The 26707-nt window shown below is 60.1% G+C and carries 26 protein-coding genes; 15 read left to right on the top strand and 11 right to left on the bottom strand.

Features of this window, described 5'->3' with window-relative positions:
* The first annotated feature begins 104 nt into the window (after positions 1-104).
* Complete coding sequence (locus CFII64_RS18440) at positions 105-1112, top strand: NAD(P)-dependent oxidoreductase (RefSeq protein WP_020292336.1); 1008 nt, start codon at positions 105-107, stop codon at positions 1110-1112.
* Between the two features lie 67 nt (positions 1113-1179).
* Here the strand turns inward: CFII64_RS18440 and CFII64_RS18435 are convergent, their stop codons facing one another.
* The 10 genes from CFII64_RS18435 to CFII64_RS18390 form a co-directional block, all read right to left on the bottom strand.
* Positions 1180-2061, bottom strand: coding sequence for a serine hydrolase (locus CFII64_RS18435; RefSeq protein ID WP_020292335.1), 882 nt, complete (start codon positions 2059-2061; stop codon positions 1180-1182).
* A gap of 82 nt (positions 2062-2143) precedes the next feature.
* Complete coding sequence (locus tag CFII64_RS18430) at positions 2144-2581, bottom strand: DUF4174 domain-containing protein (RefSeq protein WP_020292334.1); 438 nt, start codon at positions 2579-2581, stop codon at positions 2144-2146.
* A gap of 122 nt (positions 2582-2703) precedes the next feature.
* Positions 2704-3432, bottom strand: coding sequence for an amino acid ABC transporter ATP-binding protein (locus tag CFII64_RS18425; RefSeq protein WP_020292333.1), 729 nt, complete (start codon positions 3430-3432; stop codon positions 2704-2706).
* On the bottom strand, positions 3429-4115 hold the full coding sequence (locus tag CFII64_RS18420) for an amino acid ABC transporter permease (RefSeq protein ID WP_020292332.1): 687 nt from the start codon (positions 4113-4115) through the stop codon (positions 3429-3431). Before CFII64_RS18420 ends, CFII64_RS18425 begins: the two co-directional genes overlap by 4 nt.
* Before the next feature lie 3 nt (positions 4116-4118).
* Positions 4119-4847 carry an amino acid ABC transporter permease gene (locus CFII64_RS18415; protein ID WP_020292331.1) on the bottom strand — a complete coding sequence of 243 codons (729 nt, stop codon included), beginning with the start codon at positions 4845-4847 and terminating at the stop codon, positions 4119-4121.
* 98 nt (positions 4848-4945) lie between these two features.
* Positions 4946-5845 carry a transporter substrate-binding domain-containing protein gene (locus tag CFII64_RS18410; RefSeq protein WP_020292330.1) on the bottom strand — a complete coding sequence of 300 codons (900 nt, stop codon included), beginning with the start codon at positions 5843-5845 and terminating at the stop codon, positions 4946-4948.
* Between the two features lie 52 nt (positions 5846-5897).
* Positions 5898-7100 (bottom strand): pyridoxal phosphate-dependent aminotransferase, encoded by a 1203-nt coding sequence (locus CFII64_RS18405; protein ID WP_020292329.1) that lies wholly within the window; start codon positions 7098-7100, stop codon positions 5898-5900.
* 273 nt (positions 7101-7373) lie between these two features.
* Positions 7374-8318 (bottom strand): DMT family transporter, encoded by a 945-nt coding sequence (locus CFII64_RS18400; RefSeq protein WP_020292328.1) that lies wholly within the window; start codon positions 8316-8318, stop codon positions 7374-7376.
* 78 nt (positions 8319-8396) lie between these two features.
* Positions 8397-9125 (bottom strand): AraC family transcriptional regulator, encoded by a 729-nt coding sequence (locus CFII64_RS18395; protein ID WP_020292327.1) that lies wholly within the window; start codon positions 9123-9125, stop codon positions 8397-8399.
* 162 nt (positions 9126-9287) lie between these two features.
* Positions 9288-10514 carry an MFS transporter gene (locus CFII64_RS18390; RefSeq protein WP_020292326.1) on the bottom strand — a complete coding sequence of 409 codons (1227 nt, stop codon included), beginning with the start codon at positions 10512-10514 and terminating at the stop codon, positions 9288-9290.
* Between the two features lie 412 nt (positions 10515-10926).
* Between CFII64_RS18390 and CFII64_RS18385 the strand changes: the two genes are divergently transcribed.
* From CFII64_RS18385 to CFII64_RS18375, 3 genes are all read left to right on the top strand, one after another.
* Complete coding sequence (locus CFII64_RS18385) at positions 10927-11892, top strand: SDR family oxidoreductase (RefSeq protein ID WP_020292325.1); 966 nt, start codon at positions 10927-10929, stop codon at positions 11890-11892.
* Between the two features lie 102 nt (positions 11893-11994).
* On the top strand, positions 11995-12615 hold the full coding sequence (locus CFII64_RS18380; RefSeq protein WP_020292324.1) for an NADPH-dependent F420 reductase: 621 nt from the start codon (positions 11995-11997) through the stop codon (positions 12613-12615).
* 90 nt (positions 12616-12705) lie between these two features.
* A complete protein-coding gene (locus CFII64_RS18375) occupies positions 12706-13122 on the top strand; it encodes a nuclear transport factor 2 family protein (RefSeq protein ID WP_020292323.1) in 417 nt (138 codons plus the stop codon).
* Positions 13123-13249: 127 nt separating this feature from the next.
* Here CFII64_RS18375 and CFII64_RS18370 read toward each other — a convergent pair whose 3' ends face one another.
* Entirely contained in the window at positions 13250-16003 is a 2754-nt protein-coding gene (locus CFII64_RS18370; protein WP_052026639.1) for a glycoside hydrolase family 3 protein, read from the bottom strand.
* Between the two features lie 711 nt (positions 16004-16714).
* On the opposite strand from CFII64_RS18370, the gene gspE reads away from it, so the two are divergent.
* From gspE to gspD, 11 genes are read left to right on the top strand one after another with little or no spacing between them, the layout of a single operon-like run.
* A complete protein-coding gene (gene gspE / locus CFII64_RS18360) occupies positions 16715-18370 on the top strand; it encodes a type II secretion system ATPase GspE (protein ID WP_256208132.1) in 1656 nt (551 codons plus the stop codon).
* Between the two features lie 31 nt (positions 18371-18401).
* Entirely contained in the window at positions 18402-19607 is a 1206-nt protein-coding gene (gene gspF, locus CFII64_RS18355; protein WP_020292319.1) for a type II secretion system inner membrane protein GspF, read from the top strand.
* Between the two features lie 8 nt (positions 19608-19615).
* Positions 19616-20029, top strand: coding sequence for a type II secretion system major pseudopilin GspG (gspG, locus tag CFII64_RS18350; protein WP_020292318.1), 414 nt, complete (start codon positions 19616-19618; stop codon positions 20027-20029).
* The gene (locus tag CFII64_RS18345) at positions 20026-20463 is read left to right on the top strand and encodes a GspH/FimT family pseudopilin (RefSeq protein ID WP_020292317.1); all 438 of its coding nucleotides are present in this window, start codon (positions 20026-20028) and stop codon (positions 20461-20463) included. Before gspG ends, CFII64_RS18345 begins: the two co-directional genes overlap by 4 nt.
* Complete coding sequence (locus CFII64_RS18340) at positions 20460-20834, top strand: type II secretion system protein (RefSeq protein ID WP_020292316.1); 375 nt, start codon at positions 20460-20462, stop codon at positions 20832-20834. Before CFII64_RS18345 ends, CFII64_RS18340 begins: the two co-directional genes overlap by 4 nt.
* Positions 20831-21451 carry a prepilin-type N-terminal cleavage/methylation domain-containing protein gene (locus CFII64_RS18335; protein ID WP_020292315.1) on the top strand — a complete coding sequence of 207 codons (621 nt, stop codon included), beginning with the start codon at positions 20831-20833 and terminating at the stop codon, positions 21449-21451. The genes CFII64_RS18340 and CFII64_RS18335 overlap by 4 nt, the downstream gene beginning before the upstream one ends.
* The gene (locus CFII64_RS18330) at positions 21448-22170 is read left to right on the top strand and encodes a type II secretion system protein GspK (protein WP_020292314.1); all 723 of its coding nucleotides are present in this window, start codon (positions 21448-21450) and stop codon (positions 22168-22170) included. The genes CFII64_RS18335 and CFII64_RS18330 overlap by 4 nt, the downstream gene beginning before the upstream one ends.
* Before the next feature lie 11 nt (positions 22171-22181).
* Positions 22182-23237: a PilN domain-containing protein gene (locus CFII64_RS18325; RefSeq protein ID WP_020292313.1), complete on the top strand. Its 1056-nt coding sequence runs from the start codon at positions 22182-22184 to the stop codon at positions 23235-23237.
* Positions 23212-23865 (top strand): type II secretion system protein GspM, encoded by a 654-nt coding sequence (gspM, locus tag CFII64_RS18320; protein WP_020292312.1) that lies wholly within the window; start codon positions 23212-23214, stop codon positions 23863-23865. Before CFII64_RS18325 ends, gspM begins: the two co-directional genes overlap by 26 nt.
* Positions 23862-24419 (top strand): hypothetical protein, encoded by a 558-nt coding sequence (locus CFII64_RS18315; protein WP_020292311.1) that lies wholly within the window; start codon positions 23862-23864, stop codon positions 24417-24419. The genes gspM and CFII64_RS18315 overlap by 4 nt, the downstream gene beginning before the upstream one ends.
* A 3-nt stretch (positions 24420-24422) precedes the next feature.
* Positions 24423-26666: a type II secretion system secretin GspD gene (gene gspD, locus CFII64_RS18310; protein WP_020292310.1), complete on the top strand. Its 2244-nt coding sequence runs from the start codon at positions 24423-24425 to the stop codon at positions 26664-26666.
* Positions 26667-26707 lie beyond the last annotated feature (41 nt).

Here is a 26707-nt window from a genome sequence, read left to right as displayed (position 1 = left end):
GTTCCAGAACAATAAAACCTACCAATGGTAGGTTGAGGATGCGGTGCTCGTGTTAGTGTACCTACCAACAGTAGGTTGAACCCTGTAAACAAGGAGAACACACAATGTCACTTAATCCTATCCTGTTGATGGGCGGCTCTGGCGCCATTGGCCACCACACTGCCCAGGCACTGCGCGCTGCCCATCCCGACGTCCCGCTGTTGATCGGCGGCCGCGACCTTGCCAAGGCTCAGCGCGCCGCGGAACAACTCGGTAAAGCGCAGGCCGTCGTGATTGACCCCGCTGCAGACGACCTGGGCCTTGGTGATCGCCCGGTCAGCGGTGTGGTGGTCTTCTACATGGACCACGCCCTTGCCGGACTGCGTTACGCGCAAAAGCGCGGGGTGCCGCACCTCAGTATTTCTTCTGGTGTTTTCGAGATTGCTCCGGAAATCGCGACCTACATGCACACTCCTGACGCCGCGCCCATCGTCCTCGGTTATGAATGGATGGTAGGCGCAACGACAGTGTCGACGCTGAAGGTTGCCGAGGCATTCAGCCGGGTACACGACATCCGCATCACCGCGCTGGTCGACGAGCAAGACACCGGAGGCCCAACGGTAGCCACCGATTTCGAACACCTGAATCGAATGCTGCCCGCCGCGCTGACCCGGCGCGATGGTGTGTATGTCTGGCGCGAAGGCGACGATTCCGGGGTCAGCTTCCGCGCGGTGGACGGTACGGAAATGGCAGCTTCGGGCTTCTCGTCCATCGACGTCGTCGGTCTGGCGGCCGCGACGGGGGCCCCCAATGTCCAGTTCAACCTGGCCACCGGTATCAGCTCTGCTCGACGCCAGGGTAAGCCGATGTCGACGGAAATCATCATCGAGCTCGCTGGCGAGGACTTGCAGGGCGAACCGCTGCGTACACGTCACGCCGTTGTCCACCCGGCAGGCGCGGCACCGCTTACCGGCCTCAGCGTGGCAATGGTCCTGGAGCGCCTGCTTGGGCTGGACGGTCATCCACCAACCTCCCCAGGCCTGTACTTTCCTTATCAACTGCTGGACGCCGCCGCGTATCTGGCACGTCTGGAGCAAGAGGGTGGAGAGTTGCGCGAGCTGCCGGTGCAATGACTCAGGGAGGAATTGCCGGGCCTTGATTGACCCGGCAGGAGGCGGGTGCGGGAAGCACTCACGCGCCCTAAGCCTCCTGTTGCAAGGCCTGTCGCAGTTGTTGAACGACGAAGGCTTCGACAGCGCCTTCACTGGCGCCTGCCTCGAAAGTCGCGCAACAAGCCGATGTGTCGCCGTCGCAGGCACGGTATACCGCAATGACACTGCCAGGCCCGCAGCCGGTGTGTCCGCACAAGGACAAGCCGCCTTCAATCATGCCTTGCATCACACCAAGGCCATATCCAGGGGTAACCCATGGACGTCCGGGAAGCGGGCCACCCAATGTTCGTATTGTCTGCATTCCCCGCAGCAAATCCTTTGGGAGAAGGTCCGCGCTGAACAGTCGATCCAGGAAAAGCGCCGCTTGCGAAAGCGGGCCGATCAGCAAACCGTGATAGACCCAGGCGGGGTCATATGTAGTTTCGAGGTGGGTCTGTTGTAAGTCTGCTCGGGTTTTAGCGAAGCAAACGCTCGACACGCCTAAAGGTGTCAGTGCGCGCTGCGTCACCGCCTCTTCGAGCGTCAAATCAGTCAGTCTTTCAATAAGCCTCCCTATGAGCAAGTAACCCACATTGGAGTAGCGCCAACCGGTTCCGGGGCTGTATCGCAGGCGAGCGCCATCAAGGCGTAGCATCATCTCGCTTTCTGACCAGGCCGACTCGTTGTTAGCGACTGCGGCGTGATACTCCGCCAATTCGCCGTAATCGCCGAGGCCTGCTTCATGCCGCAGTAACTGGCGCAACGTGAAAGGTTGGCCAGCAATCGGGGCATCCAATTCGACCAGCCCATCACGCACCAGTGTCAGGGCGGTCACGGCCAGGACTGTCTTGGTAAAGCTCCACCACGGCACCATGGGTTCTGATTGGTCGGTCCGGGCCGACTGACCCTTTGCTACAAGTGAACTCAGCATTGAATTCCTGGAGTGTTGAGCGGATCACAGCTTGGCAAGATACCCCATTCCGGCTTCTCCGAGAGATTGAGCGAGCGCCAGGCTAGGGGTTTTGCCGCATCGGCATTTTATCAATGATGGCGAAGATTGCGCGGGCGTCCAGCGGCGCGTGTTGGTCAACTTTTGTGCCGCCGTCCTTACCCACCAGGAGCAGACGGGTCGGGCCATCAGGTTTTACGCCAAGTGTCTTCAGTAGCGCTGAGGTGGCCTGCGGGTCCAAGGCTTGATCGTTACGTTTGCCGACGCCATCGATCACGGTATACAGCACCATTTCACGTTCGATGAAGGCCTCGCGGTTGGCAGGTTTCATCAGGTCTTGCTGGAATTGACGCCAGGTTGCATCGTTGGCGTTGGGCGCTACCACGATCAACGGCCGGGAGTGCCAGCGCTCACTGTCCAAGGGGTTGGCCAAAGTGTCGGCCATCACTTGGCTGCCCGCGATGCCGAACAGCAAGGCCAGCGGGGTCATCAGGCTTTTCATTGGCATCTCCTCAGCAGAACGTGTGAGGTATCCGACTTCTGGCGTTGCCGGTCTGCTCGCGTTGACTGACCAAAGGTAGACACCTCATACAGTCTTCCCCAGTAAACCGACCGATGTCGAACTCAGTGTTGCAGGATCTTGGACAGGAAGCTGCGAGCCCGTTCGGAGCGTGGGGCGCCGAAGAATTCTTCGGATTTCACGTCTTCAATGATTTCGCCACCGTCCATGAACACAACGCGGTCGGCGACTTTACGGGCGAAGCCCATCTCGTGGGTGACGCACATCATGGTCATGCCTTCGCCTGCCAGCTCTACCATCACATCCAGCACTTCATTGACCATTTCCGGGTCCAGTGCAGAGGTGGGCTCATCGAACAACATCGCGATCGGGTCCATGGCCAGGGCGCGGGCAATGGCGACCCGTTGCTGTTGGCCACCGGACAGCTGAATAGGGTACTTGTGCGCATGTGCCTTAAGGCCCACGCGCTCCAGGAGCGCCATGCCCTTGCTGGTGGCGGTGGTGAGGTCGCGCTTGAGCACCTTGATTTGCGCCAGGTTGAGGTTCTCCACGATAGTCAGGTGCGGGAACAGCTCGAAGTGCTGGAAGACCATGCCCACTCGCGCGCGGAGTTTCGGCAGGTCGACACCGCGGCCGGTGACCGGTTGGCCGTCAATGAAGATCTCGCCTTCCTGCACCGGCTCTAACCCGTTCACGCACTTGATCAGGGTACTTTTGCCCGAACCGGACGGCCCGCACACGACCACCACCTCGCCGCGTGAAAGCTGGGTAGTGCAGTTTTTCAGGACCTGGAAATCACCGTACCATTTGCTCAGGTTTTTCATCTGGATCATGCAGTTCTCTCCGTGCTTCTTTTCAGGCGTTTACTCAGCCGGGACAGCAGGTAGCAGATCACCAAATACACCAATGCCACGAACAGGTACAACTCCACCAGGCGTCCGTCACGCTGGGCGAACTTGCTGGCCGCACCGGTAAAGTCTGCGATCGACAGCACATATACCAGCGAGGTGTCCTGAAACAGGATGATGGTTTGGGTCAGCAGCAACGGCAGCATGCGCCGCAGCGCTTGCGGCAGTATTACGTAGAGCATCGCTTGCGCCGGGCGCAGGCCCAGGGCCTGGGCTGCCTGCTTCTGGCCGCCGGAAATACTTTGGATACCGCCGCGGATGATTTCGCTGTAGTACGCAGCCTCAAACATGCAGAACGTCACGAAGGCGGTGACCACCGGGCCTATCTGCACCGGGCGTTCGGTGTGGAAGGCCATCTGCAGCAGCAGCGGCATCAAAAAGTAGAACCAGAAGATCACCAGTACCAGCGGAATACTGCGCATGACCGTGACGTAGCCCAGGGCGAAGCCACGCATCACGCGGTTGCCCGACAAGCGCATCAATGCCAGCAGGGTTCCGGCAACGATGCCCACTGACATCGCCACAAGCGTCAGCAACAGGGTGAACTTCAGGCCGTTCCACAGCGCCGGCATTGCCCGCACAATCACACTGGGGTCTAGATCGAACATGACTTACCTCGTCGCGCCGCGAACGGCCAGGGAGCTTTCGATACGACCCATGACAAACGTCATCAGCAGCGAAATGGCCACGTAAATCACCGTCGCCGCTGTAAAGGCTTCAAAGGTATTGAATGAATACTCGCTGACGTTGCGCGCCTGCGCGGTCAACTCCATCAGGCCAATGGTCAGCGCTACCGAAGAGTTTTTCAGGGTGTTGAGTGCCTCGGAAGTCAACGGCGGGAACACCACGCGGATCGCCTGCGGCAGCAGCACATTCAGGTACATCTGCGTGGGCCGCAGGCCCAGGGCCAGGGCCGCGCCGCGCTGGCCATAGGCGACCGACTCGATGCCGGCCTTGAATAGCTCGGAAAGCTTGGCCGAGGTGAACAGGGTCAGGGCCACCACGGCACTGAAAAAAGACGGGTAGGGCAGGTCTTGCTTGAGGTAGTCGCCCCAGGAAACGGGCAGCAGTTCAGGTACCACGAAGAAGCAGATGAACATCTGCACCAGCAAGGGGATGTTGCGAAATACCTCGGTGTACAGATTGCCCAGCCATACCAGCGGGCGCACCGTACTGGTACGCAGGGTACCGACCAGGCCGCCGATCAGAAACGCCATGATGAACGCGGCGAGAGTGGTCGCCAGGGTCCAGCTGGTGCCGGTGACCAACCATTGCAAATACGAAGCTGACTCTCCGGGAGCAAAATCCCAGAACACGCTCCAGTTCCAGTTGTAATCCATGCCAACACCAACGTTCAGGGAGAAGCAGTGCATGCGGCCAGGCGCACAACGGCGCGGCGCAGGTGCGCCGCGTCACTGCCTGGCGTGAAGGTGGCGGGTCAGACGCCGGTGTCGTTCGGGTTGGCGATGGCCTGCTTCAATGCATCGCTCATCGGCAGGTTGATCGTCGCGTTTTTCGGCGGGATCGGCTGCTGGAACCATTTAGGGTACTGGGTCTCGATCACACCCGTGCTGTACAGAGTGCGCAGCACATCATCGGCGAAGGTCTTGAACTGCGGGTCGTTCTTGCGAATGCCGATGGCGTAGGGTTCGGCTGACATCGCTTCAGGCAGCAAGGAGTAGGCGTCCGGACTGCGGCTTTGGGCGATGGTTGCCATCAACTGCACGTCGTCGTTGATATAGGCCACGGCGCGGCCGGTTTCCAGCATCAGGAAGGCTTCGCCGCCGTCCTTGGCGTTGAGGATTTTCAAGTCCAGCTGTTTCTCGCGGTCAAGGTTCTTGGTGATCCACTCGCCGCTGCCGCCGGTGATCACTACAACCGATTTGCCCTTCAGATCGGCCACGCTGTTAATGCCGGCGGTTTTCTTGACGGCGTATTTGGCGCTGGCGATGTAGCTGGTCAGCAAAAAGCCGATCTGCTTCTGGCGCTCGACGGTGTTGGTGGTAACGCCGCACTCCATGTCGATCGTGCCGTTGATCAGCAACGGGGTACGGGTGGCCGCAACCACCGATACGTACTCGGTTTTGAGATTCGGCTCACCGACCTTGACCTTGATCTGGTCGACGATTTTCTGGCATAGCTCGATGCTGTAGCCGATAGGCTGCTGGGCGTCGTTCAGATACGAGAAGGGCAGCGACGCATCGCGGTAGCCAAGCGTGACGGTGCCCAATTCTTTAATTTTTTTCAGTGTACCGGTCAGGTCGTCAGCCTGTGCAGCGCTTGCACCCAGGCAAACGGCGACAACCAAGGCAAGCAGCTGTTTCTTTTGATCGAGCATGGGGATCTCCGATGTTGTTATGGCAGCTTTGGCACAACGAAAAGCGAAAGCTTCAGCGCAAGGCTGAAAGCGCTTCGCGAATGGCAACGACAGCTTTGGATATCTGTTCGCGTGAGGTGGCAAATGACAGTCGAAAGTAACCAGGCATGCCAAACGCCACGCCCGGTACTACGGCGACACCGGCGTGGTCGAGCAGGTAGGCCGACAGCGCCACGTCGTCGCTGAGCACTTGGCCCTGCGCGGTGGTGCGGCCGAACAACTGGCTACATTCAGGGAATGCGTAGAACGCACCGGCCGGCGCGCTCAGGCGCAGGCCCGGGCATTGGCTCAGGCCGTCTACCAGCAGCTTGCCGCGCTGGGCGTATTCCTTGGCGCTGCTGCTGACGAAATCCTGTGGACCTTCGAGGGCGGCGCGGGAGGCTTCCTGGCTGATGGCGCTTGCGCCAGAAGTGCTTTGTGACTGGATCTTGCTGATGGCGGCGATCAGTTCCCTGGGACCTGCGCCGTAGCCGATGCGCCAGCCGGTCATGGCGTAAGCCTTGGCCACGCCGTTGATCAGCAGGGTGCGTTCGCGCAGTTGCGGGCAAGCGTTGGCAAACGACACGAAAGGCTGGTCGGCGAGCAGCACGTGCTCGTAGATTTCATCGGACATCACCAGCACATTGGGGAAATCTTCCAGCACCTTGCCCAGCGCCTGCAGCTCAGCTTCAGAGTAAATCGCGCCGCTGGGGTTGGACGGTGAGTTGAGAATCAGCCAGCGGGTCTTGTCGCTCAGCGCACCTTGCAGTGCCTGCGCCGTGAGCTTGAAGCCGGCATCGATGCCGCAGGGAATGATCCGCACCACGCCGCCGCTCAAGGTCACGATATCGGAGTAGGACACCCAATAGGGCGCTGGAATAACCACCTCGTCGCCAGGTTCCAGGGTCGCAACGAACGTGTTGTAGATCACCTGCTTGGCGCCGTTGCCGACGGTGATTTCATCAACGCCATAGGTGAGGCCATTTTCGCGCTGAAACTTGGCGACGATGGCCTTGCGCAAGGACAGCGTGCCTTGCGGTGCGGTATAGCGAGTGTGTCCGTCGAGCATCGCTCGGTGCGCGGCCTCGATGATATGGCCGGGGGTATCGAAGTCGGGTTCGCCCAGACTCATATCAACAATGTCGCGGCCCTCGCTGGACAGCTGCTTGGCGCGCATGGAAATGGCCATGCTGGGAGACGAAGAAATTTGGCGGACACGCTTGCTTTCAAAAATCATGAACAACTGCCTTCCTTATAGTCATGCGCCAGGGCCATCAAGACATCCTGTCGTCCTAGTTGTATGACGTAGTATGACATGGGCAAAACGCCATCTGCAATCGTCAAAAGGCGTAAAAATTCAGCACGTTGAAAAGGGTATTGCGAAGCAGTATGCGGGCAATTTAGCGGGGCGGCGGCTTGGGCTTGTCCTCCCGCAAGCGGTCGGCTGCCTTCTCACAAGCAGTTTGGGGAAACCGGATTGTTCAACATGATCGGCTGTTAGATGTACGCGCTAAGCAGCTGGGGAATGGAACTGAGCACGATGACAATTCAGGCACCAGACGACACCGATAAGCAGCAGTGCTATGGCCACCAACTCATACCCGTCGGGTAGCCGATGCTCCCATACGAACCCAAAAACAAGCGCCGCCAATGTCTCAATCACGAGCACTTGACCACTAAGTGCCAACGGCAAAAGTCGGCTCGCCTGGTTCCAGCACGCGCCTCCCACAACCGAAGATAAAAGGGCCACGCCACCCGCCACCAGGAAAAAATGCAGCCAGTCGGAGTTGCCATGCGTTTCGGCCTGAAAACCCAGGACAGGCGCTGCCAAAAGCAGTGACTGAGCCCCAGTCATGACCCCTGTCAGCAATGCCCAGTCATGGGAGGAAACGCTGGCGACCTGAACCAACCGCCGAGCATTGCTCACCGCGAACCAACTCCAGGTCACCAATGCGCCCGTCGCGCATAGAATCCCGGCGATGCTTGCAAATGTATCGGGCCGGTCGCCATTGATTAGCGCATGCCAGCTTATAAGCAGGACTCCACCTACGGCGCAGCACAGCGAGGGGACAAGCTTGCGCAACGAAACGGCGTTTGCGTCATTGCGACCTGCCAAAGTCACGAGCACGGGAATGAGTCCGACAATCAGGGATGTTGTGGCAATGCCAACCAGTTGCACACCGGTACCCACCAGCGCGTAGTAGATGAGATTCCCAATCAGGCTGAGCCAGAAAAGTGACTTCCAGTCGGCGATGGTGAGATTGGCGCAAACGCGCCGCCAGCGCGGCATAAGCAGGGCCGCCGAAATCGCGCCGTAGCAAAGGAATCTCAGGACTGCGAATTGCAGGCCACTCAACCCCGGCGTCAGCTGCGGGCCGAGGAAAATCACTCCCCAGCACAGCCCCGCGCAAACCCCGTAGAGGATGCCCTTCAGCAGTGTTCGATCAGCAAACATTTACCAGCGCTCCAACGCATAAAGGATGAAGTCTGGAGCAGCTGAAACGGGGAGTATTGTCGGTAACTGTGGGATTTTTTACCCAGACTGTTTTTGCGCTTTACGATAAACCGCCGGGGTCGTGGCGCTCACGCGTTGCATGGCACGGGTCAGCGATGCCTGGTCGGAAAAACCTGCACGCAAGGCAATCTCAGCTATGGGTAATGAGGTTCCACGCAACCATCGTTGGGCTTCTTGTATGCGTAGATCGGTTAACCAGGCTTGAGGACTCATCTCGAACAATTGCCGGAATCGCTGGTGCAGTTGACTCATGCTCATGTTTGCTACTTGAGCCATGACTTCGTTGCTCCAGTTCGCGCCAGGATTCGCCCGAAGACGGGCGAGCAACTGCTCCATGGGCTCTGAAAAACACGAGGTGTCCGAGCCAAGGGATGACAAAAGCAGAGGGCCCAGCTGTGAGGCCGCGATGGAGAGTTGCGCGTTGCCTATGAGCTCAGCGAACTCGATAAGCCGACGTGTCGCTGGGGGAATAGGCACATATATTTTCTGAGCAAGACGCCCGATCTGGAGTGTTTCCAGCGTCGTCGGCGTACAGTCCAAAACCAGAAAACGGCTATCGACGTCAGTGTGCTGCGAGTGCACCGAGCCCGGTGTCACAAGCGCTGCCAATGACTGATCAATGCAGCCCCCGCGACCACCTACGTCAATCTCCATTCGGCCACGAATCGGCAATACCAATTGAGCATGGTCATGGTGGTGGAGAGGGTTTTCCCGCTCGTAGCTGCGTACTTCAAGGCTTAGAAACATTGGCGCACCATTCGGCCATTCTGGTGATTCGGGCTCTGGCGCTCCACTGAAGGTCAGGCACGGGGCACCAGATTCTAACACCTGCCGATTTTGTTTCTGTACGCACCACTTTGAAAAACTCAGGAATGCTCAAGATCACTTTTGTTACTTACATCGGCCTGATCAGCAGGGCTGGGCTGCCGCGCTATTACTGACGTTACGCCCCAACACCAGCACCGTGACAAAACCGCAGCCCACCAGGGCCGTGGCCAGACTCAACAGCACCGAGCTTCCCAGATGGTCTACGATCTGCCCACCGAAGAACGAGCCCAACGCAATAATCACCTGGAACAACGCGACGAAGAGTGGCATGCCGCGTTCGACATCCTTGGGCGCTACGACAAACATCCAGATACTGGCACAAGCCGGGAAGGCGCCGAAAGCGAAGCCCCAGAGCGCGATCAGCATCGCTGCGCCGGTCATGCCGGTGGCGAAGTAGGGGAACAGCGCGGTGCTGATGCCGATCATCAGTGCAACCAGCAACAGAGTGTGGCGCACGCTGCGGTTGGCCGCGAAACCGGCGAAGATATTGCCCATCACCCCAGCCACGCCATAGAGCAGCAGCAATGAACCAATAGTCGGCCCATCGAAGCCGGCACTTTGTTTGAAGAACGGTGCGACGTAGGTGTACGCGGCAAAGTGCGCCAGGCCAATCAGCAATACAGCGATCAATCCAACCCGCGATTGTGGATTGATAAACAAGGCCGGCAGGTCACTGATGCGAATGGCTTTGTCCGGGTTGAGTCGCGGTAGCAGGAAGATCTGCGCCAGTAGCACCGGTACACCCACTAGCGCGGTTACCAGGAAAGTCATGCGCCAGCCCATCAGGCCACTTAGCCAGGTGCCTACGGGCACACCCAGCACGGTGGCCAAAGTCACACCGACCATGATGATCGAGGTGGCCTGAGCTACGCCCACTCCCTTGGGGGCCAGGCGGCCGCTGAGGGCAATCGCGGTAGCCCAGAAGCCGCCGATGCTGATGCCCAATAGTACGCGGCCGAACAGCAGCAGGCTGAAGTCGCTGGCGTAGGCCACGACCGAGTTGGCGATGATCATTATCAGCGTCAGGCCGATCAGCAGATAGCGTCGGTCCATCGCGCCAATGCCCACAGACAGTAAGGGCGCGGCGAGGGCGGCTGCTATGCCGGGCAAAGTCACCATCAGGCCGGCGTGGCCTGCACTGATCCCGAGGTCGCTGGCGACATCGTTGAGGACGCCCACGGGAAGGAACTCACTGGTAACCAACGCAAAGGCACCCACGGCGACCGAGAGAATCGCCAGCCACTGCTGTTTGACGCTCTGTTGACTATGTTCGGGGCGGTCGTGAGGGGCTGTGCTGGCGCTTGGCATAGTGCTGGATTCCAGGGGGAAGGTCGCCTGACGGCAGACGGGGAGCGGGGGGAGAAAACGGGAGGCGATTATAGGAGTCACGTTTGGCAAGCAGACAGACGGGCCTTTCGATAGTAATCATCAGCGCAATCGATGAGACGCCGTGAGCGGAGCCTCCGCGTTCGACCGACCCCCGTCCTCTTTGGATGTTGTTTTTCATGGCTGGATTGTAATGTCGATTGTATTTCACAAGTAAGTTTCTGTAAGTCACTTGCTTTTTGCAAGTGACAAGACCAGCATGGCTCGTACGTTGAGCGCGATCGCCGGATCTCCCACTCCGTCAAACACACCAGTTTCTCAATCGGCGTCAGCCTTCTCGGCTGAGTGCACTCGCAGAATTTATCGCATCACATCTGTTACAAGGAGCATCAACATGCACGTATTCGTCACTGGCGGGACCGGCCATTCCGGTCCGTACATCATTGCCGACCTCATCGCCGCCGGCCACGAGGTCACCGCCTTGGCCCGGTCGGACAGTGCGGCGCAGGCGCTCACCGCGCTCGGCGCAAAGGTGCGTCGCGGTGATCTCGATGATCTTGACGGGCTCAAGGAGGCGGCTGAAGCCGCCGACGGCGTGATCCACGTCGCGCACAGACAAGATCTGCTTCCGGTCGGTGGGATCGACGCTGTTGCCGCAGCGGAGGTCCGGATCATGCTCGCATATGGTGATGCCCTGGCTGGAACGGGAAAGCCGCTGGTCGTGTCGGGAAGCATCGGTTCGCCGACTACCGAGGGTTGGCCGGTTCCCGGGCCGCTCCAGAGCCGACCGGCGACCGAGGAGGATCCGGCTCTTTCTCCGGATGGCGACCAATATAAGGGCTCCCTGCGGGTTCGTAACATCGTGGAGCTCACCGTAATCGGTCTCGCAGAGCGGGGCGTGCGGTCTTCGGTCGTACGCATTTCTGAAATCATGCACAGCTCAACCGACAAGGCCGGCTTCCTTCAGGTCCTTATCGGGCAAGCAAAGGAAAAGGGCGTCGTTGGCTTCCCCGGCGACGGCGCCAACCGGTGGGCGGCAGTGCATGCCCGCGACCTCGCTACCCTGTTCCGTCTGGCTCTGGAGAAGGGGCCCGCTGGCAGATGCTGGCATGCGGTTGCCGAGGGGTCTATCCCGTACCGCGAGATCGCGCAGGCCATTGGCAGCCGTCTGAACCTTCCCGCCGTGCCCATCCCCGTGGACGTAATGATGGGGCCAGGTTTCTTCGGTTTCCTAGCGAACCTGGTGACGCTGGACACCCCGGCGTCGAACGCTATCACGCGCCAGACGCTCGGCTGGACACCCATGCAGCCCGGCCTGTTTGCCGATATGGACAACGGCCATTACTTCCCTGCCGCCTGAATGAACTGAGGCGGATGCGGCCTGGCACACACTGGCTATTTACCGGGGGAAGCCCGTTCAGAGACGGCGGGCAATACCCCAACTCATTTTTGGAGATTACACATGAGCACTATCAGCATCATCGGTTCAGGAGCAATGGCCGCGGCGATTGCCGGGCGTACCGCCAAGGCTGGATACACCGTTGAGGTGGTCAGCCGCGACCCCGCCAAAGCGCAGGCGCTGGCCGACAAGCTCGCAGCCGGAGCGACCACAGGGGAGTACGGGGCCACTCCGGCCGGCGACATCGTCATCCTCGCCGTGCCGTACACCGGTGCGGCGTCGGTGGTGGCCGACTACGGGGACGCGCTCGGCGGCAAGGTGATTATCGACATCACCAACACGGCCTCCCCGGACCTCACGAGCCTTGTCTCTCCCACCGGCAGTTCTGGTGCGCAGGAGATCGCCAGGATCGCCCCCGCCAGCGCACATGTCGTGAAAGCGTTCAACACTCTTTTCGGCCACGTCCTTGCCAAGGGTGGGCGCCTCGACACGTTCATCGCCGCCGACGATCCGCAGGCCAAGGCGCGCGTCTCGACGTTCATCGAGAGTCTCGGGCTGCGTCCGTTGGATGTCGGCGGTCTGCACATGGCCCAGACGCTCGAGGCGCTCGGCCTGATGATGATCGGCCTTGCAAAAAATGGCGCAGGCACCTGGGACATCGCCCTGAACGTCGATATCGGCTGAATCGCCGACACGACGTTCCTCGCCAGCATGTCCACAAGGCATCTGATTGGAACGGACTCGATCAGATGCGAGAGAAACGGAGAGATTTCGATGAACGCACAAAAGAATGTCCAGGTTGTTAAGGCCTTTTTTACAGCAATGGGCCGCAGCAATAGGCGAGATCTGTTGGCGCTGGTTTGCGAAGATATTGAATGGATCATTCCGGGCGAGGACTGGCCGCTGGCTGGCACGCATCGCGGGCACGCGGGATTGGCAGATCTGCTTCAGAAGGCTTCCGAAAAGATGGAAACATCAGTCATGGAGTTCCACGAATACGTGGCGCAGGGTGACCGGGTTCTGGTCGTCGGCTTCGCCAGAGGGAAAATCAAAGCCACTAATAAAACGTGGCAGGACGATTGGGTCTTCGCCATTACCGTGCGAAATGGAAAACTGACGAACATCCGGGAGTATGTCGATACACAAGCGCTGGCACGGGCCTGCGAGACAGACGCGGACTCAGGGTCCTGATCCGCAGGAATCGATACCACACGACACTATTCACGTTTGGACAGCGACAAAGTCATGCCGCGAGCACGAACCTATAACCAGGCCGTCGGCCGGCCTGGCTATCTGGTTGCGAAGAATGGGTACTGTCTTATTGAGTGCTGCCTCCTGAGTTTCCATTTCCGGGCGGCGTCACTGGCGCGGGCACCGGAGTGTCCAGCCCGTCACCGCTGGCCTGATCATCATTGCCGTTCATGGCCAGCTGGCGGGCGGTGACCTTGGTCGCGGTCACTACCGTAGGCGGCAGCGGATTGCTATTGGCGACTGACAGCGACTGGCGGTAAGGGCTGAGCAGGCGTGTCCTCAAACGGATGTCGTTGGATGCTGCACCAACGCCGATGTCGAAGGTGTCGCCATCGATCACCCAGTTACTGGTGGCAGGGTTGTAGTACGCCAGCGAGCGACCGTTAAGTTCGATCGTCACCCGCTGACGTTCGCCAGGCTGCAGAAACACTTTCTGGTAGCCCTTGAGCTCCTTGATGGGCCGTTCCAGACGCGGGTTGCGTTGGCCAACGTACAGCTGAGCGACTTCGGCGCCGGCCCGTTGCCCGGTGTTGGTGATGTCGAACGAGACCTGGACCGGTGTATTGCCCAGCGCCACCGCCGGCGTGATGCGGATACCGGAATAGCTGAACTGGGTGTACGACAGCCCGTAGCCAAAGGGGTAAAGCGGCGTTGTGCCTTTTTTCTCGTACCCGCGATAGCCCGATAGCAAGTCATTGGCGTAGCTGGTCTGAGTGATCACGCCTTCGTTGTCGAACTGCGGGAAGTAGGAGAACAGAGGGTTGTCCTGAATATCTCGCTCCAGGCTGATCGGCAGTTTGGCGGAAGGATTGACGCGGCCGAAAATGATCTCAGCCAATGCCTGCCCGCCATTCTGGCCAGGATAGAACGCATGCAGAAGGCCCGAGACCTGGTCGACCCAGTCACTGACTTTGAGCCCCGTCCCGCCATGCAGCGCCACGATGGTTTTCGGGTTCTGCGCGGCGATGCTCTGGATCATTTGGCCTTGGTATTCCGGCAACTCGAACATGTGGTCCCAGCCTTCGCCTTCGTACTCGTTGCTGTTGCCCGCCGCCACCACCACCGCGTCGTAGGACGCGATATCGTCCGGCGCCACCAGTGAAGCCCAGCTGAAGCGGACCCCGGTGTAACCGCCCAGGCTCGCGACATAAGCAGGCCTGCGCGAATACTCCAGCATCACGTCGTAGGTCTGGCCGGCTTCCAGCGTGTACTTGGTGTAAGCCGGAATAGTGGGTGGAATCGGGTTATTGGGCAGCGGTTCACCGTCGCCGTTATCGAGGATCTGCTGGCCGTTGATCCGCAGCCGGATCAAGCCGTCCGCCCGTACCTTGAACACATGCTCGCCGCTGATCGTCGGCGTGATCCTGCCGCTCCAGCGGATCGAGGTGTTGCGGTCGTTGCCGTCGGTGGGCAGATTCTCGTCGCTGTCCCAGTTGAGATCGACGTAGGTTTCGGTTCTGGTGGCTGCCGGGGTGCCGGACCAGTCGGGGTTGGTGAAGTACTCGGCGGTCATGCCCGGTACGGAGGTGGTGCCGTCACTGTCCAGGTGAGTCCATACCGCCGCTTGCGGATCCAGAGACAGGCTGTCGAGGAAAGTGACCTGCGCGTTCGAAGCGACTTGGCGCATGCCACTCACTTCACTGATGTAGTTGCGCGCCGACACATACGCGCTGCCAAAGCCAATGGGTGGTGCGTATTTACCCAGCACACCGACCACCGCAATCTTTCTCACCACATTGCGATCCAGTGGCAAAAAGTTATCTTTGTTTTTCAGCAATACGATACCTTCCCGCGCCACGTTTAAAGCCGCCTGGTTGCTGGCAGGATTGTCCATGTCGTGGGCGGTAGATGGCACGTAAGTATCAAAATCGAATAAATAAATCTGCCGGAGTATACGCAGTACTTTGTCGTCGATGGTGGCGACACTTAATACACCGCTCTCGATATAGGGCGTCAGTGTCGTGCTGTTCATTTGCACGCCGAACAGCATCTCTATATCGGTGCCACCCTGGGCAGCATTCAAGCCGTTGACGACCGCTCCATAATCCGATTGCACGAAGCCCTGATAACCCCAACCTTGCTTCAGGATGTCCCGCAACAAATGACTGTTTTCGCATACAAACTCGCCATTCACTTTCTGGAACGAGCACATCATCAAGGCAACTTTTCCGTTCTTGGACGCGGACTCAAAGGGCGGCATTGTCATCTCTCGCAAAACCCGCTCAGGCATGCTCTGATCAAGGACAAAACGATTGGTTTCCTGATCATTGGCGGCGAAGTGCTTGGCGTCCGCCCAAATACCTCGCGATTGAATACCGTTGATCACTGCCGGCGCCATGCTTGCGCCGAGGAATGGGTCTTCTCCAGTCAGGTATTCGAAGTTACGCCCTCCATACGGCATTCGATACATGTTCATGCCGGGGCCCGTGATGTAGTGATATCCGCCAGTGGCGGTGTCATAGCCCAAGGCCCGGCCGAAATCCACCGCCCGGCGCAGATTGAAAGTGGCCGCCAGATTGGGTCCGCTGGGGTAGACCACGCCTTGATCGTTACCCTGGTTGGTATAGCGCACGCCCAATCCGCCGTCGGCGCCGAGGATTTGCGGCAAATTGAAGCGGGGCAGCGGCTTGACATCCCAACCGCCGGTACCGCTTATGTAGCTGAATTTTTCCTCCAGGGTCATCTGGCTGAGCGTTTGTTGCGCCATGGTATTAGCCTGCCCAAGCGTTCGGGCCGAGAGCGGGCCGCTGTACACTTGTGCGACGCTGATAGCAAGAAGGGTGAAAGCTGTTGCAAGTTTAGGCGAGTTTGTTTTTCTCATTTTAATTACTCCCGCCGACGACCCTCCCGGGAGAGAGCCAGGCGCAATAATAACGACAACGAGGGCAAACTGTTAATCGGGCGATACAGACTTCAATCTTAGATGCCCTGATAAAGGCGCACGGCCTCATATCCACTTCATGGTCGGTTCCGTGCTGAGTGCTACTGATTGGATCCGTTTATCCCGCCTCGTATATCCGGTGTCATCATGCTTTCCGGACTGCGCCGGATAATGACGTTTGCATAGGACTCCCAAACATTAGGGGCTGTCAAACATATCGGGCGAAGCGGTTATTATGAATTCTTCTAAAGAGCCCCCCTTTTTTAAATGGCAGGCTATTTACGCCGAATTAGCGATTTCAAGTTGCGGATGGAACAACGGACGACTAAGGTTCTCTGTGCTTGAGTGGTGTGAAAAACAGTACATTCAAAGTAATTGCTTAGCTAACTAAGTTGGAGGTTTAAATGAGGCGCTCAATGCAGATGTGTGCAGTCTTCTGTGTGATCTTCGCTGTTTCAACTATTGCCAAGGGAGCCGATTCGACCAACACCTCAGGTGCTCCGGATTCGAAAGTCATGACCCAGACTCACGACAGCAAAGCGGCGGGCAACAAACATGGCGACGCTACCAAAGGAGGACGCCCAACCAGCCAGAAAGGTGCCGCGACCCGACCATGACGCGAGCGTTCTGGATGATTTATGCAACTGGCTCATGCTCAACGCGGGGCTCAAACCCGCCGATATAGACCGGGCATTACGCTTGTCACCGAACGGTGCCGAGCACAGCAGGTTGCCCAGCCTCCTGACCCGATTGGGGATCGTCTCTGAACTTGAGATGGCTCAGGCTTGGGCTGCAGTGCTCGACATACCGTTCACGAGCGCTACTGACGCGCCAATTTCCCTGGACCCGCTGCCAATGATCAGTGAGAGATTTCTGCGTCACCAGCATGTCGTCCCCGTAGGCTGGGAAGCAGGACACCTGCAACTGTTGGCCTGCGATCCGGGCGATCCGTATCCCGCGCGAGCAGTGGCGTTTGCATGCCGTAAACCTGTGCAGATGAGGGCTGGGACACGCAGCGAAGTCGACAATTTGATCGAGCGCTATTACGGTCAGGGGCGCACGGCCATGAGCACCCTGGTTGAAGACATCGACAGCAATAATGCCGCCCAGGCAGAAGATATCGAACACCTCAAGGACCTCGCCAGCGAAGCACCCGTCATCCGCATGGTCAACCTGATCCTGCAGCGTGCCGTTGAACAGCGTGCCTCGGATATCCATATCGAACCCTTTGATAACCAGTTCAAGGTCCGGTATCGGGTCGACGGAATACTGGTGGACAGCGAAGCGCCCCCACCCAGTTCGGCGCCGGCGGTGATCTCTCGCATCAAGATCATGGCCCGTCTGGACATTGCCGAACGAAGACTGCCTCAGGACGGGCGGATCATGCTGCGCATGCAAGGCAAGGAACTCGATCTGCGGGTCTCGACGGTGCCCACCAGCTTCGGGGAGTCGGTAGTCATGCGGCTGCTGGATCGCGAGACCGTAAGTTTCGATCTGCAGAGCCTGGGCTTCGATGACTTGCAACTTTCAGGTCTGCTGGCATTACTGGAACGCCCGCACGGCATCCTCCTGGTTACCGGTCCCACCGGTTCGGGCAAAACCACAACGCTGTACACCGCGCTGACCCGGCTCAATACTTGCGAGCGCAAGATCATTACCGTCGAAGACCCGGTGGAATACCAGATCCAGGGCATAAATCAGATTCAGGTCAAGCCGGCCATCGGCCTGGATTTCGCCATGACGCTGCGCTCCATCGTCCGCCAGGATCCGGACGTGATCATGATCGGCGAAATGCGTGACCTTGAAACCTGTCGCATCGCGATCCAGTCTTCATTGACCGGGCATCTGGTGCTTTCAACCCTGCACACCAACAGCGCGGCGGCGAGCATCACCCGACTGCTGGACATGGGCGTGGAGAGTTACATGATCGCCTCGACGGTAATCGGCGTTCTGGCGCAGCGACTGGTGCGCCGGCTTGACCCCCGGTATAGCGAGGCGTTCGAAGCGCCGCAGGCATTAGTGATGGCATATGGTCTGGAGCAGTTGACCGAGCGCCGTCCAATCTTGCTGTACCGACCTCGGACCGACGCGCCTGGTGGTGGTTATCACGGCCGTTGCGCACTCACCGAGCTTTTGGTGATGAACGATGAGCTGCGCAGCCTGCTGATGAGTCATGCCGACTCCGGGACCCTTGAACAGGCGGCGCGGCGTGGAGGTTTGCGCACCCTGTACGAAGACGGTTTGCGTCAGGCACTAGCGGGTGTCACGACGCTGGAAGAGGTGCTGCGCGTCACACGCAGCGAATAGGCGAACAAGAATAAAAAGACGAGGGCCTGAAATGGCTATGTTTCGCTACCGTATCGTGGACGCCGATGGCCGCGCGCGTCAGGGCGAGATGGACGCCGAGGACCGTCAGGAACTGGCCCTGCAGCTGCATCGCCAGGGGGCGCTGGTTCTACACATCGAACCGGCGAAGGGCCAGTGGATTCACTGGCGGCCCAGTCGCAGCCTGACCACTCGGGCGTTAATGGCGTTCACTCAGCAACTGGCGATTCTGCTCAATGCCGGCCTGCCGCTGGACCGGGCGCTGGGTATTCTCATCAAACAGGCCGGCGCCCGGCAGGGTCCGGCCCGTGCGCTGCTGGACCGGGTACGCGAACGGGTCAAGGCCGGGCAGCCTTTATCTGCGGCATTGGCACAGGAGCCCCATCAGTTCACGCCGCTGTATCTCAGCCTGGTACACGCCGGGGAAGCGGGCGGTGCACTGGAAGACAGCCTGCGTCAGCTTGCCGAGTATCTGGAGCGCGGTGAGACGCTTCGCAGCGAAATCATCAACGCCTTGATCTACCCGGCCTTTCTGGTGGTGGGCGTGCTCGGCTCGCTGGTGCTATTGCTGGCGTACGTGGTGCCGCAGTTCGTGCCGATTTTTCAGGACCTGGGCGTGCCGATTCCATTGGTCACCGAACTCGTCCTCGCCATGGGGCAATTCTTCAATCAGTACTGGCTGCTATTGGTTGCACTGACCGTGATGGGCGCGATGATCACCCTCCGTGCTCTACGCGATCCAGCACGACGGTTGCGTTGGGATCGCCGACTGCTGAACTTGCCGATCACCGGCGCGTTGTTGCAGCGCGTCGAAGCGGCGCGACTGGCAAGAACCCTGGGCACGCTGCTGCAAAATGGCGTGGCCCTGCTGGGTGCGCTGAAGATTGCCGCGGAGGTAGTCAGCAACCGGGCGGTGCGCGCTCAGGTCGAACTGGCCAGCGAACAGGTCAAGGGCGGTGGATCGCTGGCCCTTGCCTTGGGTCACGACAACCTGCTGCCGGAACTGGCGCTGCAGATGATTCAGGTAGGCGAAGAAGCCGGGCAGCTCGACACCATGCTGCTCAAGGTGGGGCAGGTGTTCGACGGCGAAGCCCGCCACAGCATCGCGCGCCTGCTGGCTGCGCTGGTGCCCACGCTGACCATCGTGATGGCGGTGATGGTGGCCTTCATTATGCTGGCCATCATGCTGCCGTTGATGAGCCTCACCAGTAACATTTGAGGGCCTTGATGATGCTGTCGCTCAGGCATACACGCGGTTTTACGTTGCTGGAGATGCTGGCGGTGATCGTGCTGTTGGGCATCGTCGCAACCATCGTGGTGCGCCAGGTAGGCGGCAACGTCGACAAGGGCAAGTACGGCGCAGGTAAAGCGCAACTGGCCAGCCTGAGCATGAAGATCGAAAGCTACGGACTGGACATGGGTTCGCCGCCCAAGGACCTCGCGCAACTGGTCAACAAGCCGGCAGGTTCGAACAGTTGGGCGGGGCCCTACGCCAAGCCTTCAGATCTCAAGGACCCGTTCGGTCATGGGTTCGGCTACCGCTTCCCCGGCCAGCACGGCAGTTTCGATCTGATCTTCTACGGTCAGGACGGCCAGCCCGGTGGCGAGGGCTACAGCGCTGATCTGGGGAACTGGGAGTGAACGCTCGCGTGTCGGTGGCCGGCTTCACTCTACTGGAGCTGTTGATGGTGATCGCCTTGATGGCCGTGGCACTCGGGGTGCTCGGCGTGGGGCTGAGCCGGGGACTGGACGCCAGCCGTGATCGACAGGCGTTACGCGAAATAGTCGCGGCACTGCGACAGACCCGAACCCAGGCGGTGCTCAGCGGTGCCCCCCTGCAATTGCGCTTTGACCTGCCCAAACGCAGCTTTCAGGCCCCAGGCCAGGATCCCCGGCATTGGCCGGGCAATCTGGCCGTGCAGTTGACCACCGCTGAAGCACTGGGCCCGGCCGTAGCGTTTTTCCCCGACGGCAGTTCAAGTGGCGGCCACTTGCTGGTGGAGCGGGCAGGGCAGCGCTGGCGGATCGATGTGGGTTGGCTCAACGGCAACGTGCGCTGGCAGGCTGTGCAATGAAGCACGCATCCGCAGGCTTCGGACTCCTGGAAATGATCGCCGCGCTGGTGGTACTGGCGCTGGGGAGCACGGTGCTGCTGGTTACGTTCGGACAAGCGGCACGCACGCTGGAACAGGTGCGGGCCAGTGACCGCCTGAGCCTTGCGGCGCGGACCCTGATCGACGATCAGCGTGACCAGCCGCTGCAAGTGGGGGAGCGGTCCGGGACCGAGCATGGCGTTCAATGGCATTTACAGGTCACACGCGAGCCAGGGCCTGCGTCGGCAATGCCATTGCTGCGCCTGCAACTGACGGTGGCTCAGCGCGGTCGCGAGTTGCGCTTGAGCACTCTGGCGGTGCAATCGGCGCCGGCCCTGAGTGCTAATCCGTGAGGTGCCTGTCCCGAGGTTTCACCCTGCTGGAAATGTTGCTGGCACTGGCCCTGCTGGGGGTGCTGACCGCGCTGGTGGCCGGTGCCTTGCTGGGGGCCAATCGTGCGTTGCTCAAGGGGGAACGCTATAGCCAGCGACTGGACGAATTACGCACCAGCCAGAATTTTCTGCACAAGGCGTTGCAGGGTGCCTTGCCGTTGGAGATACAGGCCTCCGAAGACGATCAGGTGATCATTTTCGACGGGCAGCCTCAGCGCCTGCGGTTTGCTGCCGGGCTGGACAATTTGCTGGGTGGCGGCATAGAGCTGCACACGTTCGAGGTGGTCGGCAGCGGCAAAGGCAACGCCTTGCAGGTGCGCTTCGAGCACTTGCAAAGTGCGGGCGGCGGGGCGTGGGGCCAGCCGCAGGTGTTACTCCGGGACGTGGGCGACGTGCAGTTCAGTTATCGCGGCCGTGACACGCGAGGCGCCCGAACCGGCTGGCTGAATACCTGGCCGTGGCCCGCCAGACTTCCCGAAGCGATTCGCATCGACCTGAACAGCGACGGCCCGGTGGCCTGGTTTCCACAAGTAGTCGCCCTGCGACTGGAACTCAGCGATTTGCAGGTGGTGCCATGAATCGTCAGCGTGGCATGGCCTTGCTGCTGGTGTTGTGGGCGCTGGCGCTGTTGACGTTGCTGCTCGGTGCCCTAGTGGTGGAAGTCCGCCAGCAGGTCGCTCTTGGGTTTTGGCAACGCGAACATACGAGGGCCACTCTCGCGGCCGAGGCCGGCATGAACCTGGCGGTCCGGGCGTTGAGCGATCCGGCAGCGAACCGGCGCTGGATCACCGATGGCCGCACGCAAACCCTGCGCTTTGACGACGCCAGCTTGCAGGTCAGCGTGCGCAGCGAGCGTGGCAAACTGGACCTGAATGCCGCTTCGGCAACCGATGTGTCGCGTCTGCTGACAGCCTTGGGCGCTTCGCCGACACAGGCGCGCACGGTGGCTGCCGCCCTCGATCAGCGTCGAGCGGTTGGTCAGCCGCCGCTGAGGGCCCTCGAAGAACTGCGCGACCTGGCCGGGATGAGTGCGCCGCTGTATGAGGGCCTGCTTGACCAGGTCACAGTCTGGAGCGGGATGGCCTTGCCAGATCCGGCCTTTGCCACGGGTGTCCTGCGGCGTGCGTTGCATTTGCCGGACATCCAGCCGCTGGGCGTGGACGCCGGGCCGATTGTGGGAATACGCAGTCAGGCTTATTTACCCGATGGGATAACCGCCGTGGTCGACAGCACCGTACTACTGTTACCCATGGACAGTGGCACCCGACCTTTCCGGGTCGTGCGCTACAACGAATGAGGCCGCAGCTCATGGGTTTTGAACTGTTCTGGCTCCTGCAGGCGCGGCTCAAGGCGCAATGGTCCGGTAAATGGTCCGGCAGCCGCGTCCAGGTGTTTCTCCAGGCCTGGCGTCTTGAGTTGTTCAACAGCTTGCCGTCGTGGCTGCAACGCTCACTGCGCCCCGGCAGCGCGCCACGACATTACCCTTGGCCGTTGCCCCCGAGCATGGGTGACGAACCGGCTGGCACCCATGTCGTGCTCGATCTGCCTGCCGACGTCGTGCTTCTGCACCGCGTACCCCTGCCACTGGCCGCCGCCCGGGACGTGCGCAGTGTCATGGCATTCGAGCTGGATCGCTTTACCCCCTTCGACGCCAGTCAGGTGTATTACGCGATCCGCCGCGATGGCATTCGTGATACTCAGGTATGGGTGACGTTGGCGCTGGTTCAGCGCGATTTCCTCGATCAATGCCTGCACCACTGCACGGCCACCGGGTTGGTGCTGGAGGCGGTGGAGGTACTCGATGATGTTGGCCAGCCGATGGGCCTGGACCTGTTACCCACCGGCTATGACGCTGCTGTTCAGCATCGAGGTCGACATCTGGCGATGGGGTTGGGTGTGGCCTGTGTCGCACTGGCCATTGCCTTGCACGGGGTGTGGCTACACAACCGCCAGATTGCATTGGCCGTCATGAAGACCGAGGTGCAGACACTGCGGCAACAGGCCAACGAAGACGCTGCCCTGCGCAACGCGTCAGGCGCCTCGCGCAGCGCCGTGCAGTTTCTCTTCGAACGACGCTTGAATCAGCCGTCCCGCGCGCTGTTGCTCAGCGAACTGACCCGCTGCCTGCCGCCCGACACCTGGCTGCAAACCCTGGAAATCAGCGCGGACGGGCAGGTCGATGTGGCTGGCTTAAGCACCCGGGCGAGTTCGCTGATCGCCTTGATCAAGGGCTGCAGCCAGCTGTCCGACCCGCAATATCAAGGGGTTATTCAACCTGACGAAGCCAGTGGCCGTGATCGGTTCTACATCCGCGCAAAAACCCGTGGGGAGTCTGGTGATGGGCCGCCCGCTGACTCCTCGTGAGCGGCGAGTCGGTGCCTGGCTACTGGTTGTCGTCATGCTGGCGGGCTTCCATTTTCTAGTCATCCAGCCTTTCTTGATCGCACCGTTGCAGGAGGTGGACGCGCAAATGGACACCCTGCGGAAACAACGTCAGCACTATCAGCGGCTGCTCGCCCTAGGCCAGCGCCTGCAGCAGGCCATGGAGAAATCGCCGGGCGAAGACTCGTTGCACAACGCGTTACTGAAGGGCGATGACCCCAGCGTGGTGGCGGCCGAACTGATGCAAAAGGTCGCGCAGATGGTCAAGGACAACGAAGCGCGGGGCGCGGGCTGCCAGGTGACGCAGCGTATGCCGATCTTGCCCCAGGGTCAGAGCCAGGAGCCGTTTCGCCAGATTCGCCTGAGCCTGGATCTGGAATGCGCCACCGAGCCGCTGGAAACCCTGTTGCACCAACTGGAGTCGAGCCAGCCATTGTTGTTCGTTGATGAGTTGAGAATCCGTCGCGCAAACAATGCGCCGGCCAATGGCGGTCCAGGACGCTTGAGTGTGCACCTGCTGGTCACTGGTTTTCTGGCTTCCGGCGCCTCGACGCCTGCAGAGGAGGGGTCTGCAGTAGGTCAGTCCGCATTGCAGGAACCGTCGCGATGAGTGCCTGGAGACAGCCGCTGATTCAGGTGTTGGCGGCTTTGGCATTGATGCTTGCGATTGGCCTTGGCTGGCTATCGACCGGGGTGGGCAGCGATCCTGAATGGTTGGCGATTCCACAAGCTGATGCCCCGCTGACCGCAACGCCGGTGCCGTTGCTGCCGACGCCCGTGCCGCTGGAGCAGCTCGTCGATACTTGGAAAACGCCGTTGTTCAGCCCCACGCGGGAACCGGACAAGCCCGTGCGCGCCGTAAAAACCGCGACGGATCTCGGCGGGTTGAAGCTGACCGGAGTAATCATTGACGGTAGCGTGCGTCACGCCCTGTTCAAGCAGGCCGATGGCCACGATCTGTCCTTGCGCGAGGGCGGACAACTGCCCAGCGGCTGGCGCGTGCAGCGTATCGACGCCCAGGCTGTGCAGTTCGAATTGGACGGCAGCACCCAGCGCCTGCAATTGCCGACCCCGCGCTTGCCTGAAGTGAAACGGTCGGGCGCGGCGCCGACCAATGCGCCGGACGCTCAGTCCCCTCGCGAACCTGTTACGGGAGGCCACTGAACCATGTCGCCCTGGACCTCGACCGTGATGCTGGTGATGTTCGCTGCCTTGTGTGGCTGTGCGCCGCATCCACTGAATGAGGACGACGACCTGACCCGGGAAGCCTTGCGCGGCACCGGCGCCCGGCAAGTGCCCGAGAACATAAGGATGCCGCCCGCCGCCACTGCTGGTGCATCGGTGCCCAGCAACGCGCAACGGCAGATCATTCAGGGTAACCAGCGCTTCATTCAAGGCCCCGGCACCCACGTCGGCCGCCCGGTGCCTGTAGGGGAAAACCAGGGGGATGGCAGCGCCGGGGTGATGTTCAACTTCAATAGCCAATCGATTGTCGCGGTGATCAACACCATCATGGGCGACTTGCTCCAGGAGAATTACAGCATCGCCCAAGGGGTCAGCGGTGAAGTGTCGTTTTCGACCTCCAGGCCCGTCAGCAAGACTGAGTCCATGGCCATCCTCGAATCGCTGCTGTCCTGGACCAACAACGCCATGATCCGCCAGGGTGACCGTTACCTCATATTGCCCGCCAGTCAAGCGGTTGCCGGTCAATTGGTGCCTTCCATTGGGTTGCGTCAGCCTGCAGCGGGCCTGTCGGTGAGGCTGTTTCCGCTGCGCTATATCTCAGCCCCTGAAATGCAGAAGCTGCTCAAGCCGTTCGCCCGTGATAACGCCTTTTTGCTGGTGGACCCTGCGCGTAATGTGTTGGGGATGGCAGGCACCAGCGATGAACTTGCCAATTACCAGGCCAGCATCGAGACCTTCGATGTCGACTGGCTGCGTGGCATGTCCATCGGGGTTTTCGGCTTGCAGCGTGCAACTGTGTCCGAACTGCTGCCCGAGCTGCAAAAGGTATTTGGCCCCGACAGCGGGACGCCGCTGGCGGGTATGTTGCGCTTCATGCCCATCGAGCGGACCAACTCAGTCGTCGCCATTTCCTCGCAGCCTCAATACTTGCAAGAGGTGGGCGACTGGATTCGAATGATCGACAACGGCGGCGGCAATGAACCGCAGCTGTACGTGTATGACGTGCGCAATATGAAGGCCACCGACCTGAGCCGCTACCTGCGGCAGATCTACGGCAGCGGCGCGATTAAGGAAGAGTCCGCCGCCGAGGTGGCGCCAGGACTGACCACCACCACCTTGTCTTCGCCGATTGGCGGTGGGCGCAGCGGCGGCGGGCTGGGCGGTGTGGGGCGCAATTCCGGGCTAGGCCAAAGCGGCTCTGGCATTCAAAACGGCATGGGGATGCAGGACTCCTCCGCACAGAGCCCCGCATCGGCTGAAGCGGCAAATGACGTCGACAGTGAAGTGCCAGAGGAGCCGACCAGCGAAGGCCGCAAGGGCCTGGACGAAAGCACCCGCATCACGGCGCAGAAAAGCAGCAACCAGTTATTGATACGCACCCGGCCCAGCCAGTGGGCCGAAATCGAGAGCGCAATCCGGCGCCTGGATAACCCGCCCATGCAGGTCCAGATCGAGACGCGCATCCTCGAAGTGTCACTGACCGGTGAACTGGATCTGGGGGTGCAGTGGTACTTGGGGCGACTGGCTGGCAACTCCACCACTCCCGGCATTGGTAATATCAGCGGCAGCCAGGGCGCTCTTGGCTTTGGCGGGGCAGGGTTGGGGGCCGCCGATACCTTTTTCTACTCCTTCGTCGGCAACAATTTGCAGGTGGCCATCCGGGCCCTGGAGGCAACGGGTAAGACCCAGGTCCTGTCGGCACCCTCTCTGGTGGTGATGAACAACCAGCAAGCCCAGATCCAGGTTGGCGATAACATCCCTATCAGCCAGACCACCGTCAACACCATCAATACGGACACTACCCTGAGCAGTGTCGAGTACATACAAACCGGGGTGATTCTGGATGTAGTGCCGCGTATCAATCCGGGCGGCCTCGTCTACATGGATATCAAGCAGCAGGTAAGCGATGCTGGTGCTACCACCGCTCCCGAGCAAAACCCACGAATTTCCACGCGCTCCATCGCGACACAAGTTGCAGTGCAGAGTGGCCAGACGGTGTTACTGGGTGGCTTGATCCAGCAGGACGATACCGAAGGTGTCAGCAAGGTACCCTATCTGGGCTCGATACCCGGCCTGGGCTGGCTTTTCGGTTCAACCAGCCGCAGCAAGGGCCGCACTGAACTGATCGTGTTGATCACGCCTCGGGTCGTGACCAGCAACAGCGAGGCAAGAGAAGTCACGGATGAATATCAGCGGCAGTTCAAGTTAATTCAGCCGCCCAGGTGAACCGTCCTGGCGTGGACCAGTGCTCGCTTTAAGTAAAAGAG

It is taken from the genome of Pseudomonas sp. CFII64 (genome assembly GCF_000416235.1).
Classification (GTDB): domain Bacteria; phylum Pseudomonadota; class Gammaproteobacteria; order Pseudomonadales; family Pseudomonadaceae; genus Aquipseudomonas.
This window is presented reverse-complemented; position numbering and strand designations above follow the sequence as displayed.

Excerpts from the sequence above, each read along its gene's own strand:
- CFII64_RS18440 (WP_020292336.1), top strand. The coding sequence starts at position 105 with ATGTCACTTAATCCTATCCTGTTGATGGGCGGCTCTGGCGCCATTGGC.
- CFII64_RS18435 (WP_020292335.1), bottom strand. The coding sequence starts at position 2,061 with ATGCTGAGTTCACTTGTAGCAAAGGGTCAGTCGGCCCGGACCGACCAA.
- CFII64_RS18430 (WP_020292334.1), bottom strand. The coding sequence starts at position 2,581 with ATGAAAAGCCTGATGACCCCGCTGGCCTTGCTGTTCGGCATCGCGGGC.
- CFII64_RS18425 (WP_020292333.1), bottom strand. The coding sequence starts at position 3,432 with ATGATCCAGATGAAAAACCTGAGCAAATGGTACGGTGATTTCCAGGTC.
- CFII64_RS18420 (WP_020292332.1), bottom strand. The coding sequence starts at position 4,115 with ATGTTCGATCTAGACCCCAGTGTGATTGTGCGGGCAATGCCGGCGCTG.
- CFII64_RS18415 (WP_020292331.1), bottom strand. The coding sequence starts at position 4,847 with ATGGATTACAACTGGAACTGGAGCGTGTTCTGGGATTTTGCTCCCGGA.
- CFII64_RS18410 (WP_020292330.1), bottom strand. The coding sequence starts at position 5,845 with ATGCTCGATCAAAAGAAACAGCTGCTTGCCTTGGTTGTCGCCGTTTGC.
- CFII64_RS18405 (WP_020292329.1), bottom strand. The coding sequence starts at position 7,100 with ATGATTTTTGAAAGCAAGCGTGTCCGCCAAATTTCTTCGTCTCCCAGC.
- CFII64_RS18400 (WP_020292328.1), bottom strand. The coding sequence starts at position 8,318 with ATGTTTGCTGATCGAACACTGCTGAAGGGCATCCTCTACGGGGTTTGC.
- CFII64_RS18395 (WP_020292327.1), bottom strand. The coding sequence starts at position 9,125 with ATGTTTCTAAGCCTTGAAGTACGCAGCTACGAGCGGGAAAACCCTCTC.
- CFII64_RS18390 (WP_020292326.1), bottom strand. The coding sequence starts at position 10,514 with ATGCCAAGCGCCAGCACAGCCCCTCACGACCGCCCCGAACATAGTCAA.
- CFII64_RS18385 (WP_020292325.1), top strand. The coding sequence starts at position 10,927 with ATGCACGTATTCGTCACTGGCGGGACCGGCCATTCCGGTCCGTACATC.
- CFII64_RS18380 (WP_020292324.1), top strand. The coding sequence starts at position 11,995 with ATGAGCACTATCAGCATCATCGGTTCAGGAGCAATGGCCGCGGCGATT.
- CFII64_RS18375 (WP_020292323.1), top strand. The coding sequence starts at position 12,706 with ATGAACGCACAAAAGAATGTCCAGGTTGTTAAGGCCTTTTTTACAGCA.
- CFII64_RS18370 (WP_052026639.1), bottom strand. The coding sequence starts at position 16,003 with ATGAGAAAAACAAACTCGCCTAAACTTGCAACAGCTTTCACCCTTCTT.
- gspE (WP_256208132.1), top strand. The coding sequence starts at position 16,715 with ATGCTCAACGCGGGGCTCAAACCCGCCGATATAGACCGGGCATTACGC.
- gspF (WP_020292319.1), top strand. The coding sequence starts at position 18,402 with ATGGCTATGTTTCGCTACCGTATCGTGGACGCCGATGGCCGCGCGCGT.
- gspG (WP_020292318.1), top strand. The coding sequence starts at position 19,616 with ATGATGCTGTCGCTCAGGCATACACGCGGTTTTACGTTGCTGGAGATG.
- CFII64_RS18340 (WP_020292316.1), top strand. The coding sequence starts at position 20,460 with ATGAAGCACGCATCCGCAGGCTTCGGACTCCTGGAAATGATCGCCGCG.
- CFII64_RS18330 (WP_020292314.1), top strand. The coding sequence starts at position 21,448 with ATGAATCGTCAGCGTGGCATGGCCTTGCTGCTGGTGTTGTGGGCGCTG.
- CFII64_RS18325 (WP_020292313.1), top strand. The coding sequence starts at position 22,182 with ATGGGTTTTGAACTGTTCTGGCTCCTGCAGGCGCGGCTCAAGGCGCAA.
- gspM (WP_020292312.1), top strand. The coding sequence starts at position 23,212 with ATGGGCCGCCCGCTGACTCCTCGTGAGCGGCGAGTCGGTGCCTGGCTA.
- CFII64_RS18315 (WP_020292311.1), top strand. The coding sequence starts at position 23,862 with ATGAGTGCCTGGAGACAGCCGCTGATTCAGGTGTTGGCGGCTTTGGCA.
- gspD (WP_020292310.1), top strand. The coding sequence starts at position 24,423 with ATGTCGCCCTGGACCTCGACCGTGATGCTGGTGATGTTCGCTGCCTTG.